The organism is Bacillus sp. FSL W8-0645, from assembly GCF_038007905.1.
GTDB lineage: Bacteria > Bacillota > Bacilli > Bacillales > Bacillaceae > Bacillus > Bacillus pumilus.
The window spans coordinates 1848487-1872313 of record NZ_JBBOYC010000001.1 but is presented as its reverse complement, the minus strand read 5'-3'; the positions used below and the strand labels follow the sequence as shown (position 1 = coordinate 1872313).

The following is a 23827-nucleotide window of genomic DNA, read 5'->3' as shown; positions in this document are numbered from 1 at the left end:
GAACTGTATTTAACCAAAAGGGGCACGACTTTATTATCGATGCTGCTTCACACAACCTCTTATCTATCAATTGAAGATTTACAGAATCGACTGAATGTCTCTACTCGAACCGTCTACTCTGAAATCAAACGAATGAATAGCTGGCTGAAAACTCACCAGCTTAGTGGCGTTCAGCGAAAAGATCAACTTGGCTACTACTTAAATCCACATGAAAAAGAAGTCATTATTCAAAAAGCTGACACCATTCTTGTCGGTAACGATTATGAACCATGTGTAAAGGAAAGAAGGGCGATCCTGCTCTTATCCATTGCATGCAATGAGAAATATCTAAAAATAGATGATTTTATGAAGCTGACCAAAGTGAGCCGGAATACATTGCTTGAAGATATGAAACAGCTAAAAGAAGCACTTTCAAAGCAGCAGCTCACGCTTCACTATCAGGCAGCCTGTGGCTATTTGATTTCAGGAAAAGAAAGAGCGATTCGATTGGCGCTGAAACCTTATATTCATTCCATTCGCACCATGATAAAAAACGAAAAAGTGTTTCCATCTTTTTGGTTAAAAGGGCCAATTTCATATAAGCGGTTAAAGCATCTCCTCCAGCAGTCAGAACAAGAGCTCAAGCTCGAGTTTGCAGATGAAATGCTGGATCAGCTGTCTTTGGATCTCTTTTTCTACTTTAAGCGGATGAAGCTAGGGCGTGCTGTACACCTTTCAAACGAAGAAAAGCGTACATTGCAGGAAACAGATGAATGCTTGGCGGCTATTCGTTTCATGGCACGAATTCAAAGAGAAACCGGCCTTCAAGTTCATGATGATGAAATCTATTTTCTTAGCACTCTATGGCTCAGCGCCAAGAAACAAAAGCTTCCATCAAGTCAAAAGCCAGAAGAGCATCTCATTCGCACCATTGCCAGACAAATGATTTTTGATTTTCAGCGGTATGCTTGTATCTCCTTTCAAGAGTACGAAGCCTTGGAGCAAAACTTAACCATGCATCTCATCCCAGCCTATTACAGACTCATTTATCACATTGATATCAGCAATGAATTAACAGAATCTATTAAAAAAACACAGCCAGAGGTGTTTGACATCACTCAAAAGGTCGTATGCCATTTAGAAAAGGCGACCTGCTCAAAGATAAGTGATCATGAAATTGCTTACGTGGCGATGCATTTTGGTGGTTGGATGAGAAGAGAAGGAATTTCGCCAATTGTGCGGCGTTCTGTATACATTGTTTGCGGCGAAGGAATTGGCACAAGCCATATGCTAAAAACACAGCTTATCGAATTAATCGGTTATATCGAAGTTCGTGATCTATTATCAAAGCGATCATATGAAGAAATGTCATCCATTGATGTCGACTTTGTTGTGTCAACAACACCTATTTCGTTTAAAGGAAAGCCCGTTCATCTCGTTCATCCCATCCTTACTGCCTATGAGAAAAAAACCTTACTTCAATATGGAGAAGGTGCAGAAACTAGGTTTGATGAGAAAAATGTGAACGTTTTATTCAAGATCATTCAACAGCACACCATCGTACAAAATGAAAAAGCACTGCTTCGTGATCTTAAAGAGCTACTTCATCCCGCATATGTATCCCATCAGAAAGGGTGGAAACCAGTGTTAAACGATTTATTAACAGAAAAAACCATTCATCTCCAGCAGACAGCAGAAACGTGGCAAGAGGCCATCACAAAAGCAGCACAGCCTTTACTCGAACAAAACGCCATCCAGAAAGGTTATGTGGAGGCCATGATTCAGTCCGTTGATCAAAATGGACCTTATATTGTGATTGCGCCACAAGTAGCCATTCCACATGCTAGACCAGAGGACGGCGTGAACGAATTAAGCATGTCACTCATGTCATTCGAACGGCCCGTTTTTTTCTCTAAGGATGAAAAAAAACAGGTTCGTCTCATCATCGTGCTAGCAGCCATTGACAGTATGACCCACCTGAAAGCACTCAAACAGCTGACCATGCTGTTAAGTGATGAAAAACGGAGGGAACAACTGGTTGAAGCAAAGGAATTAGCATCGGTGCAAAAACTAATTGATCAATTTTCACAACGATAAAGGAGGAATAAGAGAATGAAAAAAATTCTTGTTGTGTGCGGAAACGGATTAGGAAGTAGCTTTATCGTAGAAATGAATGTCAAAAAAGCATTAGAAGAGTTAGGACTTGTAGCTGAAGTTGATCATACCGATCTCAGCACAAGTAAAAACGAACTGGCTGATCTATATATCGGAGCAACAGATATTATCGATCAGCTGGATGACGGCACAAGAAAGATCGCTGGGTTAAATAACTTGTTAGACCAGGAAGCCATTAAAGACGTCCTTCGCAAACATATTTAAGCCACGAAAAAGGGGGATTCACATCATGATAGAACTGATCATGAACGATATATTGGGCACACCAGCCATTCTCATCGGGTTGTTTGCACTGGCCGGTTTACTTTTGCAGAAAAAATCAGCCGCAGATACCGTGTCAGGTACCTTGAAAACAACGATGGGTTTTTTAATATTAGGAGCGGGCGCCACAGTCGTATCTGATTCACTTGGCGTTTTTCGAAAAATGTTTGAAGCAGCATTTCACATTCAAGGGGTTGTCCCAAATACAGATGCCATGGCGGCCATTGCTCAAAAGGAATTCGGGACACAGACGGCTCTCATTATGATTTTTGGCATGCTGGTCAATTTATTATTGGCAAAATTCACGCCCTTTAAATACGTCTTTTTAACAGGACACCATACCTTGTATATGGCTGCAATGCTCGCAGTCGTTCTCTCGACAGCTGGAATGCAAGGAGCGTTTCTTGTCACCACCGGTTCGATTATATTAGGGACAGCTATGGTCATTGCACCCGCTATTCTTCAGCCATTCACAAGGAAAGTCACTGGAAGCGATGATCTCGCGCTTGGACACTTCAGTACTTTCGGTTATTTTACAGCGGGAATGATCGGAAAATGGATCGGTCGTCCGGAGAGATCAACAGAAACCATTCAAGTGCCTAAATCACTCGGCTTTCTACGAGATACATCTGTGGCCATTTCAATCATGATGGCTTTGCTGTTCTTTGCGATTGCACCATTTGCTGGGATTCCCTTTATAGAACAAATGAGTGGGGGCACGAACTTCGCTGTCTTCATTCTCATTCAGGCTATAACCTTTGCTGCTGGTGTGTACATTATTTTAGCCGGGGTGCGGATGGCAATCGGTGAAATCGTGCCTGCTTTCAAAGGGATTGCCGATCGTTTTGTGAAAGGGGCAAAACCGGCACTTGACGCACCAACCGTTTTTCCATTTGCTCCAAATGCAGTCATTATCGGTTTTTTATGCAGCTTTGCAGGAGGCATCGTATCCATTTTTCTTTTACCTTTGTTTGGTTTAACTGTCATTGTTCCTGGTCTTGTCCCGCACTTTTTTTGCGGCGCTACAGCAGGAGTGTATGGCAATGCAACAGGAGGCGTGAGAGGGGCTGTCGCTGGGGCATTTGCGAATGGGTTGCTTCTTTCTTTTTTACCTGCTTGTTTATTACCTGTGTTAGGAACCCTTGGTTTTGAAGGGACAACTTTTGGAGATACAGACTTTGGTATCATTGGAATCTTGATTGGATTGATCAAGCTTTTATTTCAACTGTAAAAAGGAGGAACCTGGGAATGGCAGCCATTTTTTCACCTTCACTGATGTGCATGGATTTAACGCATTTCCGCGAACATATTCATATTCTCAACACAAGAGCAGATCGATATCATGTCGATGTCATGGATGGTCATTACGTGAAAAATATCACCTTATCACCCTTTTTCATAGAACAGCTTCGAAAACTGACAGATAGACCAATTGATGTGCATCTTATGGCAGAATACCCCCAAGAATTTTTAATCGATGCCTGCATTGATGCAGGCGCAAGCATGATCTGCTTACACCCAGAGGTCGTGCAAAGAGACGTTTTTAGAATCATTCGGCATATCCATCAAAGAGACTGCGAGGTTGGCTTTGTCTTAAATCCCGCCACACCAATTGCAGCGTTAGATTCCTATCTACATTTAATAGACCGGGTGACGATCATGACGATTGATCCAGGCTTTGCAGGTCAGCCTTTTATTAAAGAAATGCTTCAGAAAATGAAACAGGTGAAAGATGTAAAGGAGAAGGGAGGCTACTCGTTTTCAATTGAAGTAGACGGCTCTTGTAATGAGAGCACGTTCCGGCTGCTTGCTGAGGCTGGAAACGAGATCTATATTATCGGCAACTCAGGTTTATTTGGACTTCACCATCAACTTGATACAGCTTGGGAGACAATGAAGCAATTGTTTTCAAAAGAAACAGCCTCAATTGAATCACGTTAGTAAAAGAGGATGAAACCCATCCTCTTTTTTACGCAACTTTACTAAAACCTCACATCTAACCAAAACATACTCAAAAACAAAATAAAAAATCACGAATTCACACTTGAAAGCGCTTTATCAACATGTTATCCTTCAAATATCTTTAGTAAATATTTAGTCAAAAACCAAGAGGAGTTTGCCTGTGACCACACTCAAAGATATTGCTCATGATGCAAAAGTGTCCGTTTCTACTGTATCCCGTGTGTTAAATGGCGATCAAACCCTTGCCGTTTCGCACGCAACAAGACAAAACATCCTCGACATTGCAAAGAAGTTAAACTATACCCCAGTGAGAGCAAGAAAAGCCGATCAAGCAGAGGAAAAAAGCCCATCTGAATCCCCAGTCATCGGTATCGTTGTCGCTCAATCCATTGACGAAGAATTAAATGACCCCTTTTTTTCATCGATTCGAAAAGGAATTGAAAAAGAATATGCCAAACAAGGGCTCTCCACCCTCCATACCTTTCGCCTGAGAAGCATGGATAAAGGGGCGATGCTAAAGGATATTGACGGTTTGATCGTCATTGGACGAATTAGCCCTGATACGGTGGAAAAAATGACAAATCGAATGGAACACATTGTTTTTATCAATCATTATGCCGATGAGGATTTATATGATTGTGTACATGTCGATTTTGTCAGAGCGGCAGATCGAGCGATTCGCCATCTACAATTGCTTGGCTATACACATCTAGGCTATCTTGGCGGAAAGGAGCGAGAGCATTATTTCGAAGGTAATGCTGTGATTGAGGACGAAAGACAAACGACGTTTATGAAAAGAATGCAAGAGGCAGGTGGTCTTCATCTGGATGACATCCATATTGGAGAATACTCCATGCAAGAAGGCTATACGCTCATGCAGAAGGCCATTAAAAAAGGAAACCTGCCACAAGCCTTTTTTATCGGAAGTGATTCAATGGCGATCGGTGCAATGCGCGCGCTCAACGAAGCCGGTCTAAGTGTTCCTTCAGATGTATCTATTGTTGGGTTTAATGACATTGAAGCTGCTTCATTTTCAAGCCCGCCGCTTACAACCGTCAAAGTATATACAGAAGAAATGGGGGAAGTCGGTTTGAAGCTTTTGCTTGAGAGAATAAACGGCAGAAAGCTTCCTCTAAAAGTTGTCATGCCAACAAAACTCATCGAAAGAGGCAGCACATGCCTCATCCATGAAAGGGGGTGAACCGCGTTTTCAGCAAACAAAAAAGAGACAAAAAAGCAGAAAGCAAGCTGCTTCGCATGATGGCCAGATCATGCGAAGAACAAGGCAGCCTACCGGTATGCTCTCTTATCTCTTGAAAAGAATAGAATTCCAGTATAATGGACTTCTTTTGTTTCCGCAACTGCATGAATTCTACCGATTATCGTCTGAATTTTCAGTGATTAAAAGGAGGAAACCATGAATAAAAAAATCATGCTACTCACTGCGGCCTTTATCTTGACCATTCTTTTGTCTGCTTGTAGCAATAGCGGAACGTCCGAAGCAAACGGAAAGGTCACCCTAACTCTCTTTTCGACGATGAGCAACAGCGGGGAAAGAAAAGCGTTTGAAGAAGTGATTCGTAAGTTTGAAAAAGAGCATCCACATCTTCGAATCGATGCCAACTTCCCAGGCAACAGCTATGAAGATACGATCCGTGTCAAAATGGGGGCAAATGATATGCCAGATCTGTTTGACACACACGGCTGGGCCAAACTGCGCTACAGCGAGTATGTCGCTGATCTAAAAGAAATGGATTGGGTGAAACAGCTTGATCCTTCACTCGATCAAATTTTAAAGGACCAAGATGGAAAAGTATACGCGTATCCGCTGAATCAAGCAAAAGACGGGCTTAGCTTTAATGCCAATCTATTAAAGGACTATGACATTGAAGTTCCTAGAACACTTGATGAATTCAAATCGGCTTTGCTGACAGTGAAGGAAAAGAGCAAAGGAGAGGTTGTGCCGCTCTGGATACCAGGAGGAGACAACTCAAATATCGCCCAAGTCTTTGATGAACTCGCCACACCTTTATTAATCACCAGTCCAAACCATCGATACGGAAAAGATCTTGAAAACGGATCATTTGATTGGTCTCTCTATACACCGCTTGCACAGTTCATGAAGGATCTGAAGGATCAAGATCTTTTAAACAAAGATGTCCTCACAGCAAAACTATCTCAAGCACCTGAACTGATGGCACAAAACAAAATAGCTTTCACCTTTGTCGGAGGGTCTTTAGGACCTGAGGCGACAGAACTCAATCCATCGATCAAAGTAGGCACGATGCCTGTTCCTTCCATTCATGAAGGAGATAAGCAAAGCTGGATTGGGGGAGAACGGTTTACGGTCGCTGCATGGAAGGACTCCAAACATCTAAAAGAAGCAAAACAATTCATCGATTTTCTCGCAAAGCCTGAAAATGCGAAAAAAATCGCAGAAGGCACCTCCTCTGAAGCAGCCTTAAAGCAAGTTAAAGCGAAAAACTATTACTCTATGTTTTACGATCAATACGAAGAGGTGAAGATTGAACCGTATTTCGATCGAAAATACTTACCAAGCGGCATGTGGGCTGTCATGGCAACAACGGGTCAAGAATTATTAGCAGGCTCCATCACACCAGAACAATTATCGAAGAAGATGGAAGAGGAATATAAGCGTCTGAAAAAACAATAGCAGGCTCATGCTGAAACAGGAGTGAATCCAATGAATGACATCACAAAAGCACAGCAGCCAGCCGCATTCACCTCTTTACCAAAGCAGAAAATGAAAAAAAGCCAAAATTCATCCCTTTGGTGGATGTACTTGCCAGCTGTTCTCATTGTCAGTAGCTTTATCATTTATCCTTTTTTGAACGGAATTCAGCTATCTTTTACGAATTGGAATGGGTTCTCACAAACTTATGAATGGATTGGGCTTGATCAATATAAGCGTCTGCTTCAGGACCCAACCACATGGCTTGTTGTTAAAAATACGCTTCTATACGGAATCGGTAGCACAATCTTACAAAATATCATCGGACTTGGATATGCTCTTTTATTAAATCAAAGCTTAAAGATGAGAGCCATTACAAGAACAGTCATCTATTTACCTGTCATGATTAGTCCGATTGCGATGGGCTATATTTGGTATTTCGTGTTTGCTTACCAAGGCGGTGCCTTAAACGATGTGGTGACGCTTTTTGGATTTGATCAAATGAATGCGCTTGGCAATCCCCAATTAAACACATGGATCATTGTGCTCGTCAACACCTATCAATTCGTCGGGATTGCGATGATCATTTATTTAGCAGGACTGCAAAGTATTCCTAAGGATTATTATGAAGCGGCACAATTAGACGGTGCATCCAGCCTCCAGCAATTCAGGCGAATCACATTGCCGCTCCTTATACCGTCTATCACCATTAATGTTGTGCTGAATGTCATTGGCGGGCTCAAGCTCTTTGATGTCATTGTGGCGCTTACTGGCGGCGGACCGGGAGATTCCTCACAATCGATGTCGACCTTTATGTATGATCTGTATTTCAAACGTCAGGATGCAGGCTATGCAGCAACTCAAGGGGTCTTCATGGCGGTCATCATCCTTGTCATTAGTGTCGCAGCGTTGATGTATTTCAAACGAAAGGAGACCGAAGTGTGATGGAAAATGCCTTTAAACGTAAGAAGAGATGGTATACCTTCCTCGCCCTTTTGGTGACATTGCTTCATCTCATTCCATTTTATATCTTGGTAACGACATCATTAAAGGGGATAGGAGATTTCAGTTCAAAATGGCTATTTCCAAAAGCGCTTCATCTTGAAAACTTTCGCACGGCATGGACAGAGGCTCAGCTTGGCCAATCCTTTTTGAATACCGTGATCATTACGTTCAGCTCTGCTGTATGCCTTATCTTTCTTGGCTCTCTTGCAGCCTATCCGCTCGCAAGAAGAAACACAAAACTGAATAAAGCAGTTTATGTTTTATTCATCGCCATTATGGTCATTCCACCACTCACAGCCCTTGTCCCGCTCTATAAAATGGTCGTTCAGATCGGGATGATGAACACCTATCAAATCGCTATTTTAAATAATGTCGCTGCTTTTTTGCCGCTAACGATTTTCTTATACGCAGGCTTTATCCGGTCAACCATTCCAAAGGAGCTTGAAGAAGCAGCCCGTATTGATGGAGCTGGGACACTTAGAGTTTTTTTCACCGTCGTTTTTCCGCTTCTGAAACCCATTACCGCTTCTGTTTTAATCATTGCCTGTGTGTATATTTGGAATGACTATCAATTTGCCATCTTCTTTTTACAAGATAAAGAGATGCATACACTCACAGTCGCCCTATCCCATTTTTTTGGTCAAAATCAACATCAGCTTCAACTCGTTGGTGCTGCTGCGCTCATTGCAATGCTGCCGATGGTGACAATGTTTTTACTGTTGCAAAAATATTTTATCGCAGGGCTTTCACAAGGCTCTGTCAAAGGGTAGTTCAATATGGATGCGAAAAGGAGAGTCGTCTATGTCTAAAATTACATTTATCGGTGCAGGGAGTACCGTGTTTGCTAAAAATATATTAGGAGATTGTTTGTTCGTCCCTGCACTAAGCGGTTTTGAATTCGCTTTATATGATATCGACCACAACCGGCTGAAAGAATCCGAAACGATGCTCCGCCATTTAAAAGAGAACTACGGTGCACATGTGACCATTACGTCCTATCACAACCGAAAAGAAGCCTTAAAGGATGCAAAATATGTGATCAATGCCATCCAGGTTGGAGGCTACCGGCCAAGCACGGTGATTGATTTTGAGATTCCGAAAAAATATGGGTTAAGACAAACGATTGCGGATACGGTTGGCATCGGCGGGATCTTCCGCTTCCTTCGAACATTTCCTGTGATGCTTGATTTTGCAAAGGAGATGGAAGAGGTTTGCCCAAATGCTTTATTGTTAAATTACACAAATCCAATGGCCACACTGACAGGTGCGATGCTGCGCTATACACCGGTTCAAACGGTGGGTCTTTGTCATAGTGTGCAGGTATGTACAAAGGATCTATTTGCATCACTTGAAATGGATCATGAAGGCATTGAAGAAAAAATTGCTGGCATCAATCACATGGCGTGGTTATTAGAAGTGAAACGGGACGGAAAAGATTTGTACCCTGACATCAAAAGAAGAGCGAAAGAAAAGCAGAAATCACGGCATCATGATATGGTACGTTTTGAGCTGATGGATAAATTCGGCTACTATGTCACAGAATCCTCAGAACATAATGCCGAATATCATCCTTATTTCATTAAATCACGCTATCCAGAACTGATCGGTCAATTTAACATTCCGCTCGATGAATACCCGAGACGCTGCGAGGAACAAATCAACAACTGGAATACCATGAAGCATGACCTTGTGGGCAATACACAGATCACACATACTCGCTCAAAAGAATATGGTTCTCGTATCATTGAAGCGATCGAAACGAACGTTCCCTTTAAATTTGCCGGGAATGTGCTGAATACAGGAGGCCTCATTCACAACCTGCCTGAAAAAGCGTGTGTCGAAGTGCCGTGTGTTGCAGATCGAAGCGGTATCATGCCATGCTATGTCGGAGAGATCCCTGAACAATTGGCTGGACTCAATCGGACCAATATCAGTTCACAGCTCATGACAATCGAAGCAGCAATCAGCGGCAAAAAAGAACACATTTATCAAGCGGCATTACTAGATCCACACACAAGTGCTGAACTATCGATTGATGACATCATCAAATTATGCGATGAACTCATTGAAGCACATGGTGAAATGCTCCCACATTTTGCAGAACCGAATCAATATGCCGCATCAACCAACTTACAGAAATAAACCAGCCTCTACCTGATGCAACGCGCATCAGGTTTTTTTATGCTGCAAAAAAGAGGATTGACTGAAAGCGTTTTTAATATTATGATTTTTCTAAAGTTAACCAAAAGTTAATCAAAAATACACCATGAATGAATCACATTCCGGAATTATTTCTCATAAACAAATGGATGGGCGGCAACCTTTCACACGTTAGAGCAAGCTTTTATCACAACGTAAACCAAAACGACAATAATATTTGACAAAGAGTGTATACAGATGGACGCCCGTTAGGTGAGACAATGACAACCAAACACATGCTATAAGCATGACACATTTTTTCATAAAAAGGAGAGAGGGAACATGACCAAAACAGATGTACAAATGTTGAAAAATTATATTGGCGGACAATGGATTGAGGCAGAAACTAGTCAAACAGAGGCAGTATATAACCCAGCTACTGGCGAGATCATCGCAGAAGTGCCGCTTTCAACAAAAAAAGATGTCGAACGTGCGGTACTGGCAGCACAAGAAGCATTTACCACTTGGTCGAAAACACCCGTTCCCCGCCGTGCACGCATTTTATTTAAATACCAGCAGTTACTCGTTGAAAAATGGGATGAGCTGGCTGAACTCGTCACGATTGAAAATGGAAAAAGCATAACAGAAGCAAAAGGAGAAGTGCAGCGCGGGATTGAATGTGTCGAATTTGCCGCTGGTGCACCAACCTTAATGATGGGAAAACAATTACCAGATATCGCATCTGGACTCGAATCTGGCATGTATCGCTATCCAATTGGCGTCATCGGCGGGATTACTCCATTTAACTTTCCGATGATGGTCCCTTGCTGGATGTTTCCGCTTGCCATTGCCTGCGGAAATACGTTTGTTTTAAAACCTTCAGAGCGCACGCCGATTCTTGCCGCACGTTTAGCCGAGCTATTTGAAGAAGCAGGTCTTCCAAAAGGTGTTCTCAACATTGTCAATGGGGCTCACGATGTCGTCAACGGTCTGCTTGAACACCAAAAGGTCAAAGCCATTTCATTTGTCGGCTCTCAGCCAGTCGCAGAATACGTCTATAAAAAAGGCACAGAGCATGGCAAACGTGTCCAAGCACTTGCAGGTGCAAAAAATCACTCCATTGTCCTCAAAGATGCAGATTTAGATGCGGCAACGAAACAAATCATTGGTGCTGCCTTTGGATCAGCAGGAGAGCGCTGCATGGCCGCGGCCGTTGTCGCAGTGGAAGAAGAAGTGGCAGATGAACTCATTCAAAAATTAGTTGATGAATCGAACGAGCTCGTCATTGGAAATGGAATAAATGAAGAGGTCTTTCTTGGTCCAGTCATTCGAAAGGACCATAAGGAGCGAACGCTTCAATACATTCAGTCAGGGATTGAAGAAGGCGCAAGTCTCATTCGAGATGGTAGGAAAGATCACGAAACAAATGGAAAAGGGTATTTCGTTGGACCAACGATCTTTGACCATGTGACAAATCAAATGAAAATTTGGCAGGACGAGATTTTCGCCCCAGTCTTATCAATTGTTCGTGTCTCTTCACTAACAGAAGCAATCGACCTGTCCAATCAATCAAAATTTGCGAACGGTGCCTGCCTGTACACAGACAGTGCATCAAGCATCAGAGAATTTCGCGAAAACATCGACGCAGGGATGCTCGGCGTCAATATCGGTGTTCCCGCACCAATGGCATTTTTCCCGTTTTCCGGCTGGAAGGATTCTTTCTACGGGGATTTGCACGCCAATGGAACAGACGGAGTGGAGTTTTACACAAGAAAGAAAATGGTGACCGCTCGTTATATGTGATCTACAGTCATGAATAAGCTAAGAAAATGCAGTTCCAAAAGGGGAACTGCGTTTTTTTGTTGTCTCCTAGTCAAAAAGTAAGGGTTTACATGGTTGTGTTAGCAGCGATCCCTCAAGAAATCATCCTTTGTATTCATTCTTCATCAGCGTCTATCAACATAATTTGAAATTGGGCGTAAACCCCAATATTAGGAAGATGAAAACAGGAGGAAAATGACACGATGAGAAAGAGGATGAAGTGCGGTGTAGGTTTTTTGATTCTAGCTTTGGTACTAAGCTGTATACCCGTTTATGATGCGAGTGCAGCAAGTACCCCCATTGCAAAACGAGTAGGAAATGCAAATCCGCTCATAGACCATCACCTGGGAGCAGATCCGTTTGCGCTCACCTATAACGGCAGGGTGTACATTTATATGTCGAGTGATGACTATGAATATCACAGCAATGGAACGATTAAGGACAATTCTTTTGCAAATTTGAATAGGGTCTTTGTCATCTCTTCGGCGGATATGGTGAACTGGACAGATCACGGAGCGATTCCAGTAGCTGGCGCAAATGGGGCCAATGGCGGAAAAGGGATTGCCAAATGGGCAGGCGCTTCTTGGGCTCCAGCCGCTGCGGTGAAGAAGATCAATGGGAAGGATAAATTTTTCCTTTATTTTGCTAACAGCGGCGGAGGGATTGGCGTCTTGACAGCGGACAGCCCGATTGGTCCTTGGAAAGATCCTATCGGAAAAGCGCTCGTCACGCCAAATACACCAGGGATGTCCGGTGTTGTATGGCTGTTTGATCCAGCCGTATTTGTAGATGATGACGGGACCGGTTATCTATATGCCGGCGGAGGCGTTCCAGGCGGTTCAAATCCAACGCAGGGACAATGGGCCAACCCTAAAACAGCAAGAGTTCTGAAGCTAGGGCCTGACATGACAAGTGTGGTCGGCAGTGCATCAACCATTGATGCTCCTTTTATGTTCGAAGATTCAGGGATGCATAAGTATAACGGTACCTATTACTATTCCTATTGCATCAATTTTGGCGGCTCCCACCCAGCAGATAAACCACCAGGCGAGATCGGTTATATGACGAGCTCAAGTCCTATGGGTCCCTTTACGTATAAAGGACACTTCTTGAAAAATCCAGGTGCATTTTTCGGTGGCGGCGGTAACAACCATCATGCTGTGTTCAATTTTAAAAACGAGTGGTATGTCGTGTATCACACGCAAACGGTGAGTTCTGCCTTATATGGAGCAGGGAAAGGCTACAGATCTCCCCACATTAATAAACTTGTGCATAATGCTGACGGCTCCCTTCGAGAGGTCGCAGCCAATTTTGAAGGCGTTAAACAGCTTTCCAACCTAAATCCTTATCAACGGGTAGAAGCTGAAACATTCGCTTGGAATGGACGCATTTTAACAGAGGCCTCCTCAGCACCTGATGGGCCAGTCAATAACCAGCATGTCACAAACATTCAAAACGGCGATTGGGTGGCTGTCAGTAATGTCGATTTCGGATCGAGAGGTGCCAGAACCTTTAAAGCCAATGTAGCAGCCGCTTCAGGCGGACAAATTGAAGTACGTCTTGGCAGTCCAGACGGCAGAATTGCCGGAACACTCAATGTCCCTTCCACAGGCGGAAACTGGCGAGAAATAGAAACAGCTGTAAACGGGGCAACGGGAGTACACAACGTATTTTTTGTCTTCAAAGGAAATGGTGCCAATCTATTCCAATTTGATTCCTGGCAGTTTACTCAAAGGTAAACAAAATCTGATGCTACGGCATCGATTAATGGTTGATGGGAGAGTGGGGAAATTTGATGTCCATAATCAAAAAACCAATTTGCACTTTATTGGTCTGCTTCACTATGTTGTCTGTCATGTTCATAGGACCCAGCGTAACTGAGGTGTCAGCGGCAAGTGATGCGAATATTAATCTCAACGCGGAAAGACAAGTGATCCGCGGCTTTGGCGGGATGAACCACCCGGCTTGGATTGGTGATTTGACCGGCCCTCAAAGGGAAACCGCCTTTGGCAATGGGCAGAATCAGTTAGGATTCTCCATTTTACGGATTTATGTAGACGAGAACAGAAATAATTGGCACAGAGAAGTCGCCACCGCTAAAAGAGCGATAGAGCACGGTGCTTTCGTGATTGCTTCGCCTTGGAATCCTCCAAGCCATATGGTAGAGACTTTCAATCGTAATGGTGCGTCTGCAAAGCGGTTGAGATACAATCAATACGCCGCATATGCTCAGCATTTGAATGATTTCGTAACATACATGAAAAATAATGGCGTCAACCTCTATGCCATTTCTGTACAAAACGAGCCTGATTATGCACATGAATGGACATGGTGGACACCTCAGGAAATCCTGCGATTCATGAGAGAAAATGCCGGCTCCATTAATGCACGTGTGATTGCACCAGAATCCTTTCAATACCTTAAAAATATCTCAGATCCTATCTTAAACGATCCACAGGCGCTTAGAAATATGGACATTCTCGGTGCCCATCTGTACGGAACCCAAATCAGCCAGCTTCCGTATCCTCTTTTCAAACAAAAAGGAGGGGGAAAAGAGCTGTGGATGACAGAGGTCTACTACCCGAATAGTGATAACAATTCAGCGGACCGCTGGCCTGAGGCATTAGGGGTATCAGAGCATATTCACCATTCAATGGTGGAAGGGGACTTTCAGGCGTATGTATGGTGGTACATCCGGAGATCATACGGTCCTATGAAAGAAGATGGAATGATTAGCAAGCGCGGATACAACATGGCGCATTTCTCCAAGTTTGTGCGTCCAGGATTCGTCAGAGTTGATGCAACGAAAAGCCCTGAACCGAATGTTTTCGTCTCAGCCTATAAAGGAAACAATCAGGTCGTCATTGTCGCGATTAACAAAAACAATACAGGAGTCAATCAACACTTTGTCATGCAAAATGGAACTGCTTCGCAAGCGTCAAGATGGATCACGAGTAGCAACAGTAACCTTCAGCCTGGAACTGATTTAAATATATCAGGAAATCAATTTTGGGCTCATCTCCCTGCTCAAAGTGTGACAACATTTGTGGTCAAACGCTAAAAAAACACAAAAGCCAATTTTCTCATTAAAAAAGAAAATTGGCTTTTTTCTATGCAAATAGAAAGTTGTTTTTTCACGACGTCTACACTTTGGGTATAATAATAGCAATGACTTCAGGAGAGTGATCATAATGCCAAAGCTACAAAGCAAAGTATTGATTATAGATGACGAAAAAGAAATCTTGGAATTAATCCATACAGTATTAACAAGGGAAGGCATTGACCGGGTGATAACAGCTTCAACTGCCCGTGATGGGCTCATGCAATTTCATCAAGAACAACCCGATCTCGTCATACTGGATATTATGCTGCCAGACGGTGAAGGCTACGATATTTGCAAACAAATCAGAACCGTCTCACATGTTCCGATTATCTTTTTATCAGCAAAGGGAGAGGAATCAGACAAAATTGTAGGACTTGCCATTGGCGGCGATGATTACATTACAAAACCGTTCAGTCCAAAAGAAGTCGCCTACCGGGTAAAAGCTCAGCTAAGACGGTCATCATACTTGCAGCCTTCTCAAGCTGATCCCGTCATCAAAAAAGGGCCATTTGAGTTAAACGAGCAGCAAGCCGAACTGACAAAAAACGGAGCGGCGATTGAGCTCACTCCGAAAGAACTTATGTTGATGACCTATTTCTTGCAGCATCCGAATCGCGTGATCAGTAAAGAAACGCTTTATCAAACGGTTTGGGGAGAGGATTTCTTCGGTTCTGATAATACAGTGATGGTTCATATACGAAGACTTCGGGAGAAAATAGAAGATTCCCCATCTACACCAGAATTTCTCGTGACGGTTAAAGGGCTTGGCTATAAATTTGTTGTAAAGGATGCGTAAAGATGAAATGGCGATTAACAGGCAGATATATGGTCTCTGTCATTATCGTGACCATTATCACGGTCTTTATTAACTTATTTGGATTCATGATTTGGCTTGTACTACAAGCAAGCAGCCAGCAAAACGAAGAAAATACGCCGGAAACCTTCACAAGAACATTTGAACAATACATCACCTTGTCCAATCAAGATATCACTGTGAGCAAAGAAGGACAGCAAGCTTTAAAACAACAAAATGCATGGATTCAAATATTAGACGAAAATGGACAAGATGTTTATCATGCACAAGCACCTAAAGGCTTAAAGAGCAAATACACACCTATAGAAATCGTAAATTTACATAAATATAAGGATAAGCAATTGCTATCGACTATTTATGCCGGGGGAAAAAAAGGAAAGGGTAAGGAATACAGCTACTTTATCGGATTTAAGGACCCTTCCATCGGAAAATATTTATTTTCGTTCGATACGAAAGACTTAATATCAAGATTCAATATCGGGACGATGATTTTATTATCGATTGATGCCATCATTGCCTTAGTCATTGGATACTTATTCAGCCGGCAGCTCATCAAACCGCTCGGCCGTGCTATTCATGGCATCCAGCGGCTCGCAAATGGAGATTATTCGACGAAGCTGCCAACTAAGGGGATATATAAAGATGTTTTCTATAATGTTAATCACTTATCAGAGCAGCTCGCTTCAAGCCAAAAAGAAAAAGACAAATTAGAGCAAATGCGGGAAGAGTGGATCAGTCATATTTCTCATGATATTAAAACACCATTATCATCTATTCAAGGCTATGCAGAAATCATGAAAGATCCAAATTATCCTCTTTCAGATCAAGACATCAAACATTATGCCAGCATCATAGAGAATAAATCACTGTACATTAAAGATGTCATGGAGGATCTCAATTTAACAACAAGGCTGAAAAATAACGATGTGATGCTGCATAAAGAGCTGGTGAACATTGTGCCGTTGCTGCGAGAAACGTTAATTGATATCCTCAACGATTCGAGATATGCAGATCAAAGCATTGAGCTGCAAACGAATGTAGACAAGCTTATGCTGAATATTGATACGATCCTCATACGAAGAGCGGTCACCAATCTCATTTTAAATGCCCTTGTTCACAATGATGCTGATGTGAACATCATTGTACAGCTTGAACAAAAAGAACATACCCACATCAAAATTCAAGACAACGGCAAAGGAATTGAAGAGGCAGAGCTAGAAAAAGTGTTTGACCGCTACTATAGAGGGACGAATACAGGAGGGACCCATGCAGGCTCTGGTCTTGGAATGGCGATTGCAAAGGATATCATCCAAAAACACGGCGGAGATATTACGATACAAAGTATGATAGGGGAAGGAACAACGATTGATATCCAATTACCCGCTTGAACGGACATACAAAAAACGGTTCTGCTCAATCACAGAACCGTTTTTTTCATCTATTATTCTGAAAACACTTTAATGCCTTTCACAATGTTCCAAATGAAGAAGTAGATCGCGACAAGGAATGTCACAGCATACGTTGCAATTAAGAACGGACCAGCATGACTGATATCGTTCATGCCAAGTAAACCTGAACCGGCAATACCAAGACCGAAAATCAAATAAGGAATAATATGTGTCCATAGTGATTTTTTCGCATGCTCTTTCACTTCGTCCTTTCCTAAGAAATAGACGATAATCGGAAACAGAAACGGTGCAAAAAAGATACTGAAGTAACATAATGAAGACAAAATTTTATTTTCTCTCAAACCTTTTCACCTCTATGATTGATTTAGAAGAGGGGACCATTTGACTCATCCCTCAATTCCTTACAAACCCATTGTACAACCTCAACCTTAACTTGTATTAATCCGAACCTTACAGCAACCTTAAAAATGTTAAACCGTAAAATGATTCTAGTTAATTCATTAATCAAGCTGTATGACAGATACCAAAAACCTTTGTTTGTTTGTGAAAATGGACATGGCGCAAGAGATACATTGACACAAGACGGAAAAATACACGATGATTATCGAATTGATTATTTGAAAAAACATATTGAACAGATGAAAGAAGCAGTCAAAGAAGGTGTCGACTTAATGGGGTATACGCCTTGGGGATGCATAGACTTAATTAGCTGCGGAACTTCTCAAATGAGTAAGCGCTATGGTTTGATCTATGTGGATCAAGACGACAGAGGGAATGGTACATTAAATCGTTACCGAAAAGATTCCTTCTACTGGTACAAAAATGTGATTGCAACAAATGGAGAAGATTTATCATAATTCAAATTGATTGATGAAAAACATCATTGCGCCCGGCTTTATTTGTCGGGTGCCTTGGTGTTTTATTTGTTTAACGAAAAGAAATCTAATCATGTCATAGCTAGCACTATGGATCTCTTCGCTCAACTCATCTGAAAGCAAAAGCTGGCCAATAAATGTTTCACCTTGACCTTGAAGTATAGTTCAACCTTTATAATGTACATATAGTAAGACAAAATAATGACAAAGGAGTAACGATGGAGTTGATGACTAGAGGAGAACTTGCCAAAAAAACAGGAGTAAGTCCTGCCGCAATTCGTTACTATGAAGAGCACAACATATTACCTACTCCAAGACGTCGTTCAAACGGTTACAGATTCTATACAGAAGACTATGTTGTGAAGATTCAATTGATCAAAGATGCGAAAACACTGGGTTATTCATTAAAGGAAATAGCTGAAATTATGGACATGCTAAGTCAAGACATAGAACTTGATACGTTAAGAAAAATTGTCCATCTTAAACATGAAGAAATTGAAAGAAAAATCAAAAGCCTTCGTCTCATTCAAGACCTTTTATCTAACTTATTAAAGACCCCCGAAAAAAAAGTACAAGTCTATCTGGAATCATTTCGTGTACCAAATGAGGATGATCAATCATCATATTGAGTGAAAGGAGAGAAAAAAATGAGTGTAGAAATGTATCATGGTGAACGTTCTGAAGAAAGTATTCAATTTGAAACATTATTCGCTTCGCAAAGTAATAAAGAGAGTTTTTCTAGTATCGAACAAACAAAAAAATTTCTTAAGCAAAAAGGAATGGAAAATACGCAGCCTTATGCCATTGGGAATGATGTGAAGTTAATGAGTGAGGTACAAGAGCAGACATTCGAAGGCATGCAAGTTTTCACATTGAATGAACAAGCATCACAAAACCAAAAAGTCATTCTCTATCTACATGGTGGCGCATGGACAAATCAGCCTTTGAATGTCCATTGGTGGTTCATGGATGAAATGGCGCAATCACTTGATGCGAAAGTGGTCGCTCCTATTTACCCAAAAGTGCCTCATTATAGCTACCAGGATACGTATCCGAAAATTCTTAACCTATATAAAGACCTTCTGAAAACTGCCGGAAGTGCCAATCAATTGACGATCATGGGAGATTCAGCTGGCGGAAATATCTCTCTTGGTCTGGCGCACCTTTTAAAGAAGGAGGATCTGCCGCAGCCGAAGGATATTATTTTATTATCTGCATGTGTTGACATGAGCTTAAGCAATCCTCTCATGTTTGAATATGCAAAAAAGGACCCGATTCTAGGTCATGAAGGAATGGAAGTCATTGCAAAGATTTGGACAGCTGATCAACATGTAACTGACCCATTGATCAGTCCCATTTACGGTGACTTTAAAGGACTTGCGAAGATTACTCATTTCATTGGAACACATGATATGTTATATCCAGATGCCATAAAGCTCGATGAAAAACTAACAGAACAAGGAATGGACATCAAAACCTTTGTTTATCCTGAAATGCTGCATGTGTTTGTTGTCATGCCAATCCCTGAGGCACAAGATGCTCAGGAGAAAATCATTCAGGTGATCAATCGTTAGGGATTCAGTTCACACCAAAAAGACTGCTACAAGTAAGCAGTCTTTTTAAATACAATCACAATATCAAATCATGAAAGATTAAACTTCCTTAAATTCCAATTTATGAACAAGAGATGCATTAGAGATGCGAAATCTTGTGACAGACTATACGAAGACCTTTTTTGATCATTACATCCTGCAAAAGGCTGTACGTGTAGAAAGCCTGTCATATGAAGGTGTAGACTTAATCAAGAAAACCAGCAACAAGTGAGATAGGGGAAGCTGCTGATAGCAGCCTTTTAAAGAGTCAGTTTAAAGTTGAATATCTTATTTAATTCATAAGCAAAAAGAGCAGCCAACAACCACTCTTTTTTCGTGTGTTAATCTTTATGTTTTTTAATGGACCTTTTGTGATATGAGTCAGCTTATACCACATTCTTTAAGTTCATATTAAGGTGAGTCACAATAACCTAAACAAATCTCCATTGTTCTAATGGTGGATTGTGTTTAGGTTTTTTAGCGATTGAATCGTTTTCGAAGAACTAGGCATGAGATAGCAAAAACTGCGAAAGCGCCTGCTGATACAGCAGCAAACATCAGCCCAGATTGTTCTAGTTTGGATTTGAATAACAAAGGGACAGAAAGAATGAGAGCGGCACCACTAAAGCCCAATCCTAATATCAACATTGCCAATAATTTATTCATAGAAACACCTCTTACACTTAGAGTTAGAACAATGGAAACCTTTAACATTCCTAGATGGAGTGTAACATATGATAGCAGGCGATTGGTTTCTTTTCATTAAAACACAATCATGAAACAAACGATTTTAAACGAACGCTGTTCTTTACGAACAATGTTCGTTATAATATAAATGAGAGGTAGTTTTAAACGATTTCCATAAAGGAAGAGGAGATGCATACGATGACGGCATTATCTAAGGACCAAAAGCAAATCGCTATTATTGGAGGGGGACCTGGGGGGTTAACACTCGCCTTAATTCTGCAAAATTATGGTATACAAACAACCATCTATGAACGGGAGATGTATGACAAGAGTCTTGAAAGAGGGGGTTCACTGGATATTCATGAAGAAACAGGCCAAAAAGCATTAAAAGAAGCAGGAGTTTATGAGAAATTTCAAAGGAATGCCCGTTATGAAGGAGAAGATTTCCGATTACTTGATAAATCAGGAAGAATTTATTTAGATGAAGAAACGGAATCAGATCAAAAAGGCACTCGTCCAGAAATTGATCGTGGTGTGTTGTGCGAACTGCTGTTAGATGAAATTGATGCTGCAAACATCAAATATGGTTATAAACTAGAAAGATGCGTTTCATTAGAAAGCGGCATGACGGAGCTTCATTTTGAAAACGGGGTTGTCGAGACAGTTGACCTTTTGATTGGGGCTGATGGTGCTTTTTCTCGTGTTCGTCCTCTGTTAACAGATATTGAGATTGAATACTCTGGGCTCACGATGCTGGAATTGAATGTCCTAAGCGTAGAGGGGGACCACCCTGATTTAGCTGAATTTAATAAACGTGGTAAGATGTTTGCTTTAGCAGACCATAAAGGACTGATTGGTCAATTAAACGGAGATGGACGAATCAAAGTGTATGCAAGCCTTATGGTAGACCGCAACTGGATCGAGACTTGTGGTATACCGTTTCACCAAGCGAAAGAAGCAAAAGAACAATTATTAGAGTTATTTAGTGATTGGGATGATCAGCTGAAAAATTATATTCGTTATGCAGAAGATGCCATCATCCCAAGACGGATTTATACGCTTCCTATCGGTTTTAAATGGAATCGTCATAAAGGAGTAACGCTTATCGGTGATGCAGCTCATGTCATGTCACCATTCGCAGGCGAGGGTGTAAACATGGCGATGTTTGATGCAATGGAGCTTGCACTTGCTATTGTCCGACATCCTCATGCTATTGAAAAGGCTATTGAGGAATACGAAGACATGATGTACGAATATTCATCGGAAAAGGCTCATGATTCGGAGAATAGTTTAAAACTGTGTTTTTCAAAAGACGCTGCGGTCAAGCTTGCAGATATGATGAATTCTTTTCAAGAAAACGGTGATTGATGCTCAATTTACTATTTTACTTTGACATGTTATAAAGAGAGTATGAACAATTCAAATCGTCGTATTATAAGTCGCCGGTCTCGTCCGGCTAAAGAGCCCTTAAGCCGTGAGCTCATTGTGAAAACGGCCTATGAGCTTCTTAAGGAGCAAGGAATAGAGGGCATGAGTATGCGTAAGGTGGCTAAAGCATTGGATACGGGACCTGCATCCTTGTATGTCTACGTGAACAATTTTCAAGAACTCAGTGCTTACGTATTGGATTATGGTCTCGGCCAAATGGTTTATCCAGATTCAGAAGATAGCACATGGAAAGAACAGTTATTTGACATATTGCAGACTTATTTCCTACTGCTATTCGAAAAACCTGGTCTCGCTGAAATTTCTCTTTCCACTATTCCACAAGGAACGAACTTTCTTCAGTTGACCGAACATATTCTCGCTGCATTGCATGAAGGCGGGATCAAATATACATCCGCTGCATGGGGAGTAGACCTATTACTGTTATACGTATCTTCGGTAGCTTACGAAAAGGTCTCTTGGAAGAAACATGACTCTTCGCAGATTTCAGACACAAAAAAAACATTTCATAATGCAGACAAAACGCGTTTTCCTTTCATTCATAGTGTAAAAGAAGAAATGTTTTCAGGTGATCCCGTATCAATGGAACGGTTCCGATGGGGAATTGACGTCATTTTGTATGGAATCCAGAAAGAAATCAATTAGAAAGGAGCACAAGCAAAAAGCAGTCAATGGCTGCTTTTTTTATATGGTGATTTTCACATTTATGATCTTTTGAGCATCATGATATATAAATAAATCTATATATTGTATTTATATATAAAAAATTATATAATCTAGTGGAATAAAAAAATGAGGTGCTTAGGCATGGAACATATTAAAAAGTTATTAGAGAGTTATATTCCTTTAGCAAAATCTACTGCAAAAATGTTTGGACCAAATTGTGAAGTTGTGATTCATGATTTAACGAACCCTCAAGCATCTGTCATGTTTACAGTAAATAACCATGTGACAGGAAGAGAAATCGGTCAATCATTTGATCATCTAGTAAAGACTGTATTACAATCAGAAGATTTTAAAGAAGATTATCTGGCTGGTTATACATTTGTAACAGAAGATATGCGTACGATTCGTTCTTCGACTTCATTAATACGTGATTCAAAACAAAAAGTGATCGGTGCTTTCTGTATCAATTTTGATGTTGAAGCCCTAAATCAAATGCAACATTTTATGGATACTTTTCTTTCTACACAAGTGGAATCTCAAGAGAAAGAAACAACATCAAATGATGATCTTGAAAATGTGGAAGAAATAGTAGATCAATTGATTCAACAGATCATTCAAAACAGTGTTCATCCAGTCATGAAACGTCATGAAAAAATTGAACTAATTAAATTCATGGATGAAAAGGGCATTTTTTTAATGAAAGGATCTGTTGAGAAGGTCGCATCTATGTTAGGCATTTCCAAAGTAACCGTCTATAGCTATTTGGATGAAATCAAAAATAAATCGAGATAAGGAGTGTCAAAATGGAAAGCATACTCGAGGTAGGAAATCTAAAATCAAACGGACACTATGCATTCGCAACCATTCATCAAAACACGGTCTATGTTTCAGGACAATTTGCCATCAACCCCGAAACGAGAGAAAAAGAGTTCGGCCCCATTGAAGAAGAGACATTACAAGCGCTTAAGAATGTAGAGATGATTGTAGAGGCTGCTGGAAGTAAAAAAGAAAAGATTTTGCGCATGACATTATACATTTCGGATATTCATTTATGGGACAAAGTCGATGCTGTTTATACTGAATTTTTCGGTGAACATAAACCAGCACGTACTATTGTACCAACGAATGAATTACATTTTGGTTTCAAAATTGAAATGGATGCCATTGCATATATTTAAGATCTTTTTTTGCCTACTCTATA

Annotated in this window: 22 protein-coding genes and 2 pseudogenes; 22 read left to right on the top strand and 2 right to left on the bottom strand. The window is 41.2% G+C overall.

Annotated features, from left to right (window positions below):
- The first annotated feature begins 3 nt into the window (after positions 1-3).
- The 14 genes from NST39_RS09415 to NST39_RS09350 all read left to right on the top strand — a co-directional run bounded on the left by NST39_RS09415 (position 4) and on the right by NST39_RS09350 (position 17339).
- Positions 4-2076 carry a BglG family transcription antiterminator gene (locus NST39_RS09415; protein ID WP_341029962.1) on the top strand — a complete coding sequence of 691 codons (2073 nt, stop codon included), beginning with the start codon at positions 4-6 and terminating at the stop codon, positions 2074-2076.
- Between the two features lie 15 nt (positions 2077-2091).
- Complete coding sequence (locus tag NST39_RS09410) at positions 2092-2358, top strand: PTS sugar transporter subunit IIB (RefSeq protein ID WP_003212211.1); 267 nt, start codon at positions 2092-2094, stop codon at positions 2356-2358.
- 25 nt (positions 2359-2383) lie between these two features.
- Positions 2384-3646, top strand: a complete 1263-nt coding sequence (locus NST39_RS09405) for a PTS ascorbate transporter subunit IIC (protein WP_341028079.1) — start codon at positions 2384-2386, stop codon at positions 3644-3646.
- Between the two features lie 17 nt (positions 3647-3663).
- On the top strand, positions 3664-4356 hold the full coding sequence (alsE, locus tag NST39_RS09400) for a D-allulose 6-phosphate 3-epimerase (RefSeq protein WP_341028077.1): 693 nt from the start codon (positions 3664-3666) through the stop codon (positions 4354-4356).
- Positions 4357-4537: 181 nt separating this feature from the next.
- On the top strand, positions 4538-5578 hold the full coding sequence (locus NST39_RS09395; RefSeq protein ID WP_341028076.1) for a LacI family DNA-binding transcriptional regulator: 1041 nt from the start codon (positions 4538-4540) through the stop codon (positions 5576-5578).
- A gap of 216 nt (positions 5579-5794) precedes the next feature.
- On the top strand, positions 5795-7051 hold the full coding sequence (locus NST39_RS09390; RefSeq protein ID WP_341028074.1) for an ABC transporter substrate-binding protein: 1257 nt from the start codon (positions 5795-5797) through the stop codon (positions 7049-7051).
- Between the two features lie 30 nt (positions 7052-7081).
- On the top strand, positions 7082-8014 hold the full coding sequence (locus NST39_RS09385; RefSeq protein WP_341028073.1) for a carbohydrate ABC transporter permease: 933 nt from the start codon (positions 7082-7084) through the stop codon (positions 8012-8014).
- Positions 8014-8844: a carbohydrate ABC transporter permease gene (locus NST39_RS09380; protein WP_341028072.1), complete on the top strand. Its 831-nt coding sequence runs from the start codon at positions 8014-8016 to the stop codon at positions 8842-8844. The genes NST39_RS09385 and NST39_RS09380 overlap by 1 nt, the downstream gene beginning before the upstream one ends.
- Before the next feature lie 31 nt (positions 8845-8875).
- The gene (locus NST39_RS09375) at positions 8876-10216 is read left to right on the top strand and encodes an alpha-glucosidase/alpha-galactosidase (RefSeq protein WP_341028070.1); all 1341 of its coding nucleotides are present in this window, start codon (positions 8876-8878) and stop codon (positions 10214-10216) included.
- 339 nt (positions 10217-10555) lie between these two features.
- Positions 10556-12016 (top strand): CoA-acylating methylmalonate-semialdehyde dehydrogenase, encoded by a 1461-nt coding sequence (locus tag NST39_RS09370; RefSeq protein WP_341028069.1) that lies wholly within the window; start codon positions 10556-10558, stop codon positions 12014-12016.
- Positions 12017-12237: 221 nt separating this feature from the next.
- Positions 12238-13773, top strand: coding sequence for a glycoside hydrolase family 43 protein (locus NST39_RS09365; RefSeq protein ID WP_445662384.1), 1536 nt, complete (start codon positions 12238-12240; stop codon positions 13771-13773).
- 53 nt (positions 13774-13826) lie between these two features.
- Positions 13827-15095 carry a glucuronoxylanase gene (locus tag NST39_RS09360; RefSeq protein WP_341028068.1) on the top strand — a complete coding sequence of 423 codons (1269 nt, stop codon included), beginning with the start codon at positions 13827-13829 and terminating at the stop codon, positions 15093-15095.
- Positions 15096-15225: 130 nt separating this feature from the next.
- Complete coding sequence (locus NST39_RS09355; protein WP_341028066.1) at positions 15226-15933, top strand: response regulator transcription factor; 708 nt, start codon at positions 15226-15228, stop codon at positions 15931-15933.
- Between the two features lie 2 nt (positions 15934-15935).
- Positions 15936-17339, top strand: coding sequence for a HAMP domain-containing sensor histidine kinase (locus tag NST39_RS09350; protein WP_341028063.1), 1404 nt, complete (start codon positions 15936-15938; stop codon positions 17337-17339).
- 53 nt (positions 17340-17392) lie between these two features.
- Here NST39_RS09350 and NST39_RS09345 read toward each other — a convergent pair whose 3' ends face one another.
- Positions 17393-17701, bottom strand: a complete 309-nt coding sequence (locus NST39_RS09345) for a DUF4870 domain-containing protein (RefSeq protein WP_341028061.1) — start codon at positions 17699-17701, stop codon at positions 17393-17395.
- A 156-nt stretch (positions 17702-17857) separates the two neighbouring features.
- Between NST39_RS09345 and NST39_RS09340 the strand changes: the two are divergent.
- The 4 genes and pseudogenes from NST39_RS09340 to NST39_RS09325 form a co-directional block, all read left to right on the top strand.
- Positions 17858-18217 (top strand): annotated as a pseudogene (locus NST39_RS09340) (family 1 glycosylhydrolase); the annotation flags it as partial.
- Between the two features lie 236 nt (positions 18218-18453).
- A complete protein-coding gene (locus NST39_RS09335) occupies positions 18454-18864 on the top strand; it encodes a MerR family transcriptional regulator (RefSeq protein ID WP_341028060.1) in 411 nt (136 codons plus the stop codon).
- 18 nt (positions 18865-18882) lie between these two features.
- On the top strand, positions 18883-19809 hold the full coding sequence (locus tag NST39_RS09330) for an alpha/beta hydrolase (RefSeq protein ID WP_341028059.1): 927 nt from the start codon (positions 18883-18885) through the stop codon (positions 19807-19809).
- Positions 19810-19918: 109 nt separating this feature from the next.
- Positions 19919-20059, top strand: a pseudogene (locus NST39_RS09325) (choline esterase); the annotation flags it as partial.
- Between the two features lie 245 nt (positions 20060-20304).
- On the opposite strand, the gene NST39_RS09320 reads toward NST39_RS09325, so the two are convergent.
- Positions 20305-20493: a hypothetical protein gene (locus NST39_RS09320; RefSeq protein WP_339207239.1), complete on the bottom strand. Its 189-nt coding sequence runs from the start codon at positions 20491-20493 to the stop codon at positions 20305-20307.
- Positions 20494-20712: 219 nt separating this feature from the next.
- Here NST39_RS09320 and NST39_RS09315 point away from each other — a divergent pair, with 219 nt between their 5' ends.
- The 4 genes from NST39_RS09315 (at position 20713) to NST39_RS09300 (ending at position 23804) form a co-directional block, all read left to right on the top strand.
- Entirely contained in the window at positions 20713-21882 is a 1170-nt protein-coding gene (locus tag NST39_RS09315; RefSeq protein WP_341028057.1) for an FAD-dependent oxidoreductase, read from the top strand.
- A 42-nt stretch (positions 21883-21924) separates the two neighbouring features.
- Positions 21925-22605, top strand: a complete 681-nt coding sequence (locus NST39_RS09310) for a TetR/AcrR family transcriptional regulator (protein ID WP_341028056.1) — start codon at positions 21925-21927, stop codon at positions 22603-22605.
- A 162-nt stretch (positions 22606-22767) separates the two neighbouring features.
- Positions 22768-23418, top strand: a complete 651-nt coding sequence (locus NST39_RS09305) for a helix-turn-helix transcriptional regulator (protein ID WP_341028054.1) — start codon at positions 22768-22770, stop codon at positions 23416-23418.
- A gap of 11 nt (positions 23419-23429) precedes the next feature.
- Entirely contained in the window at positions 23430-23804 is a 375-nt protein-coding gene (locus NST39_RS09300) for a RidA family protein (RefSeq protein ID WP_217012479.1), read from the top strand.
- The last annotated feature ends 23 nt before the right edge of the window (positions 23805-23827 follow it).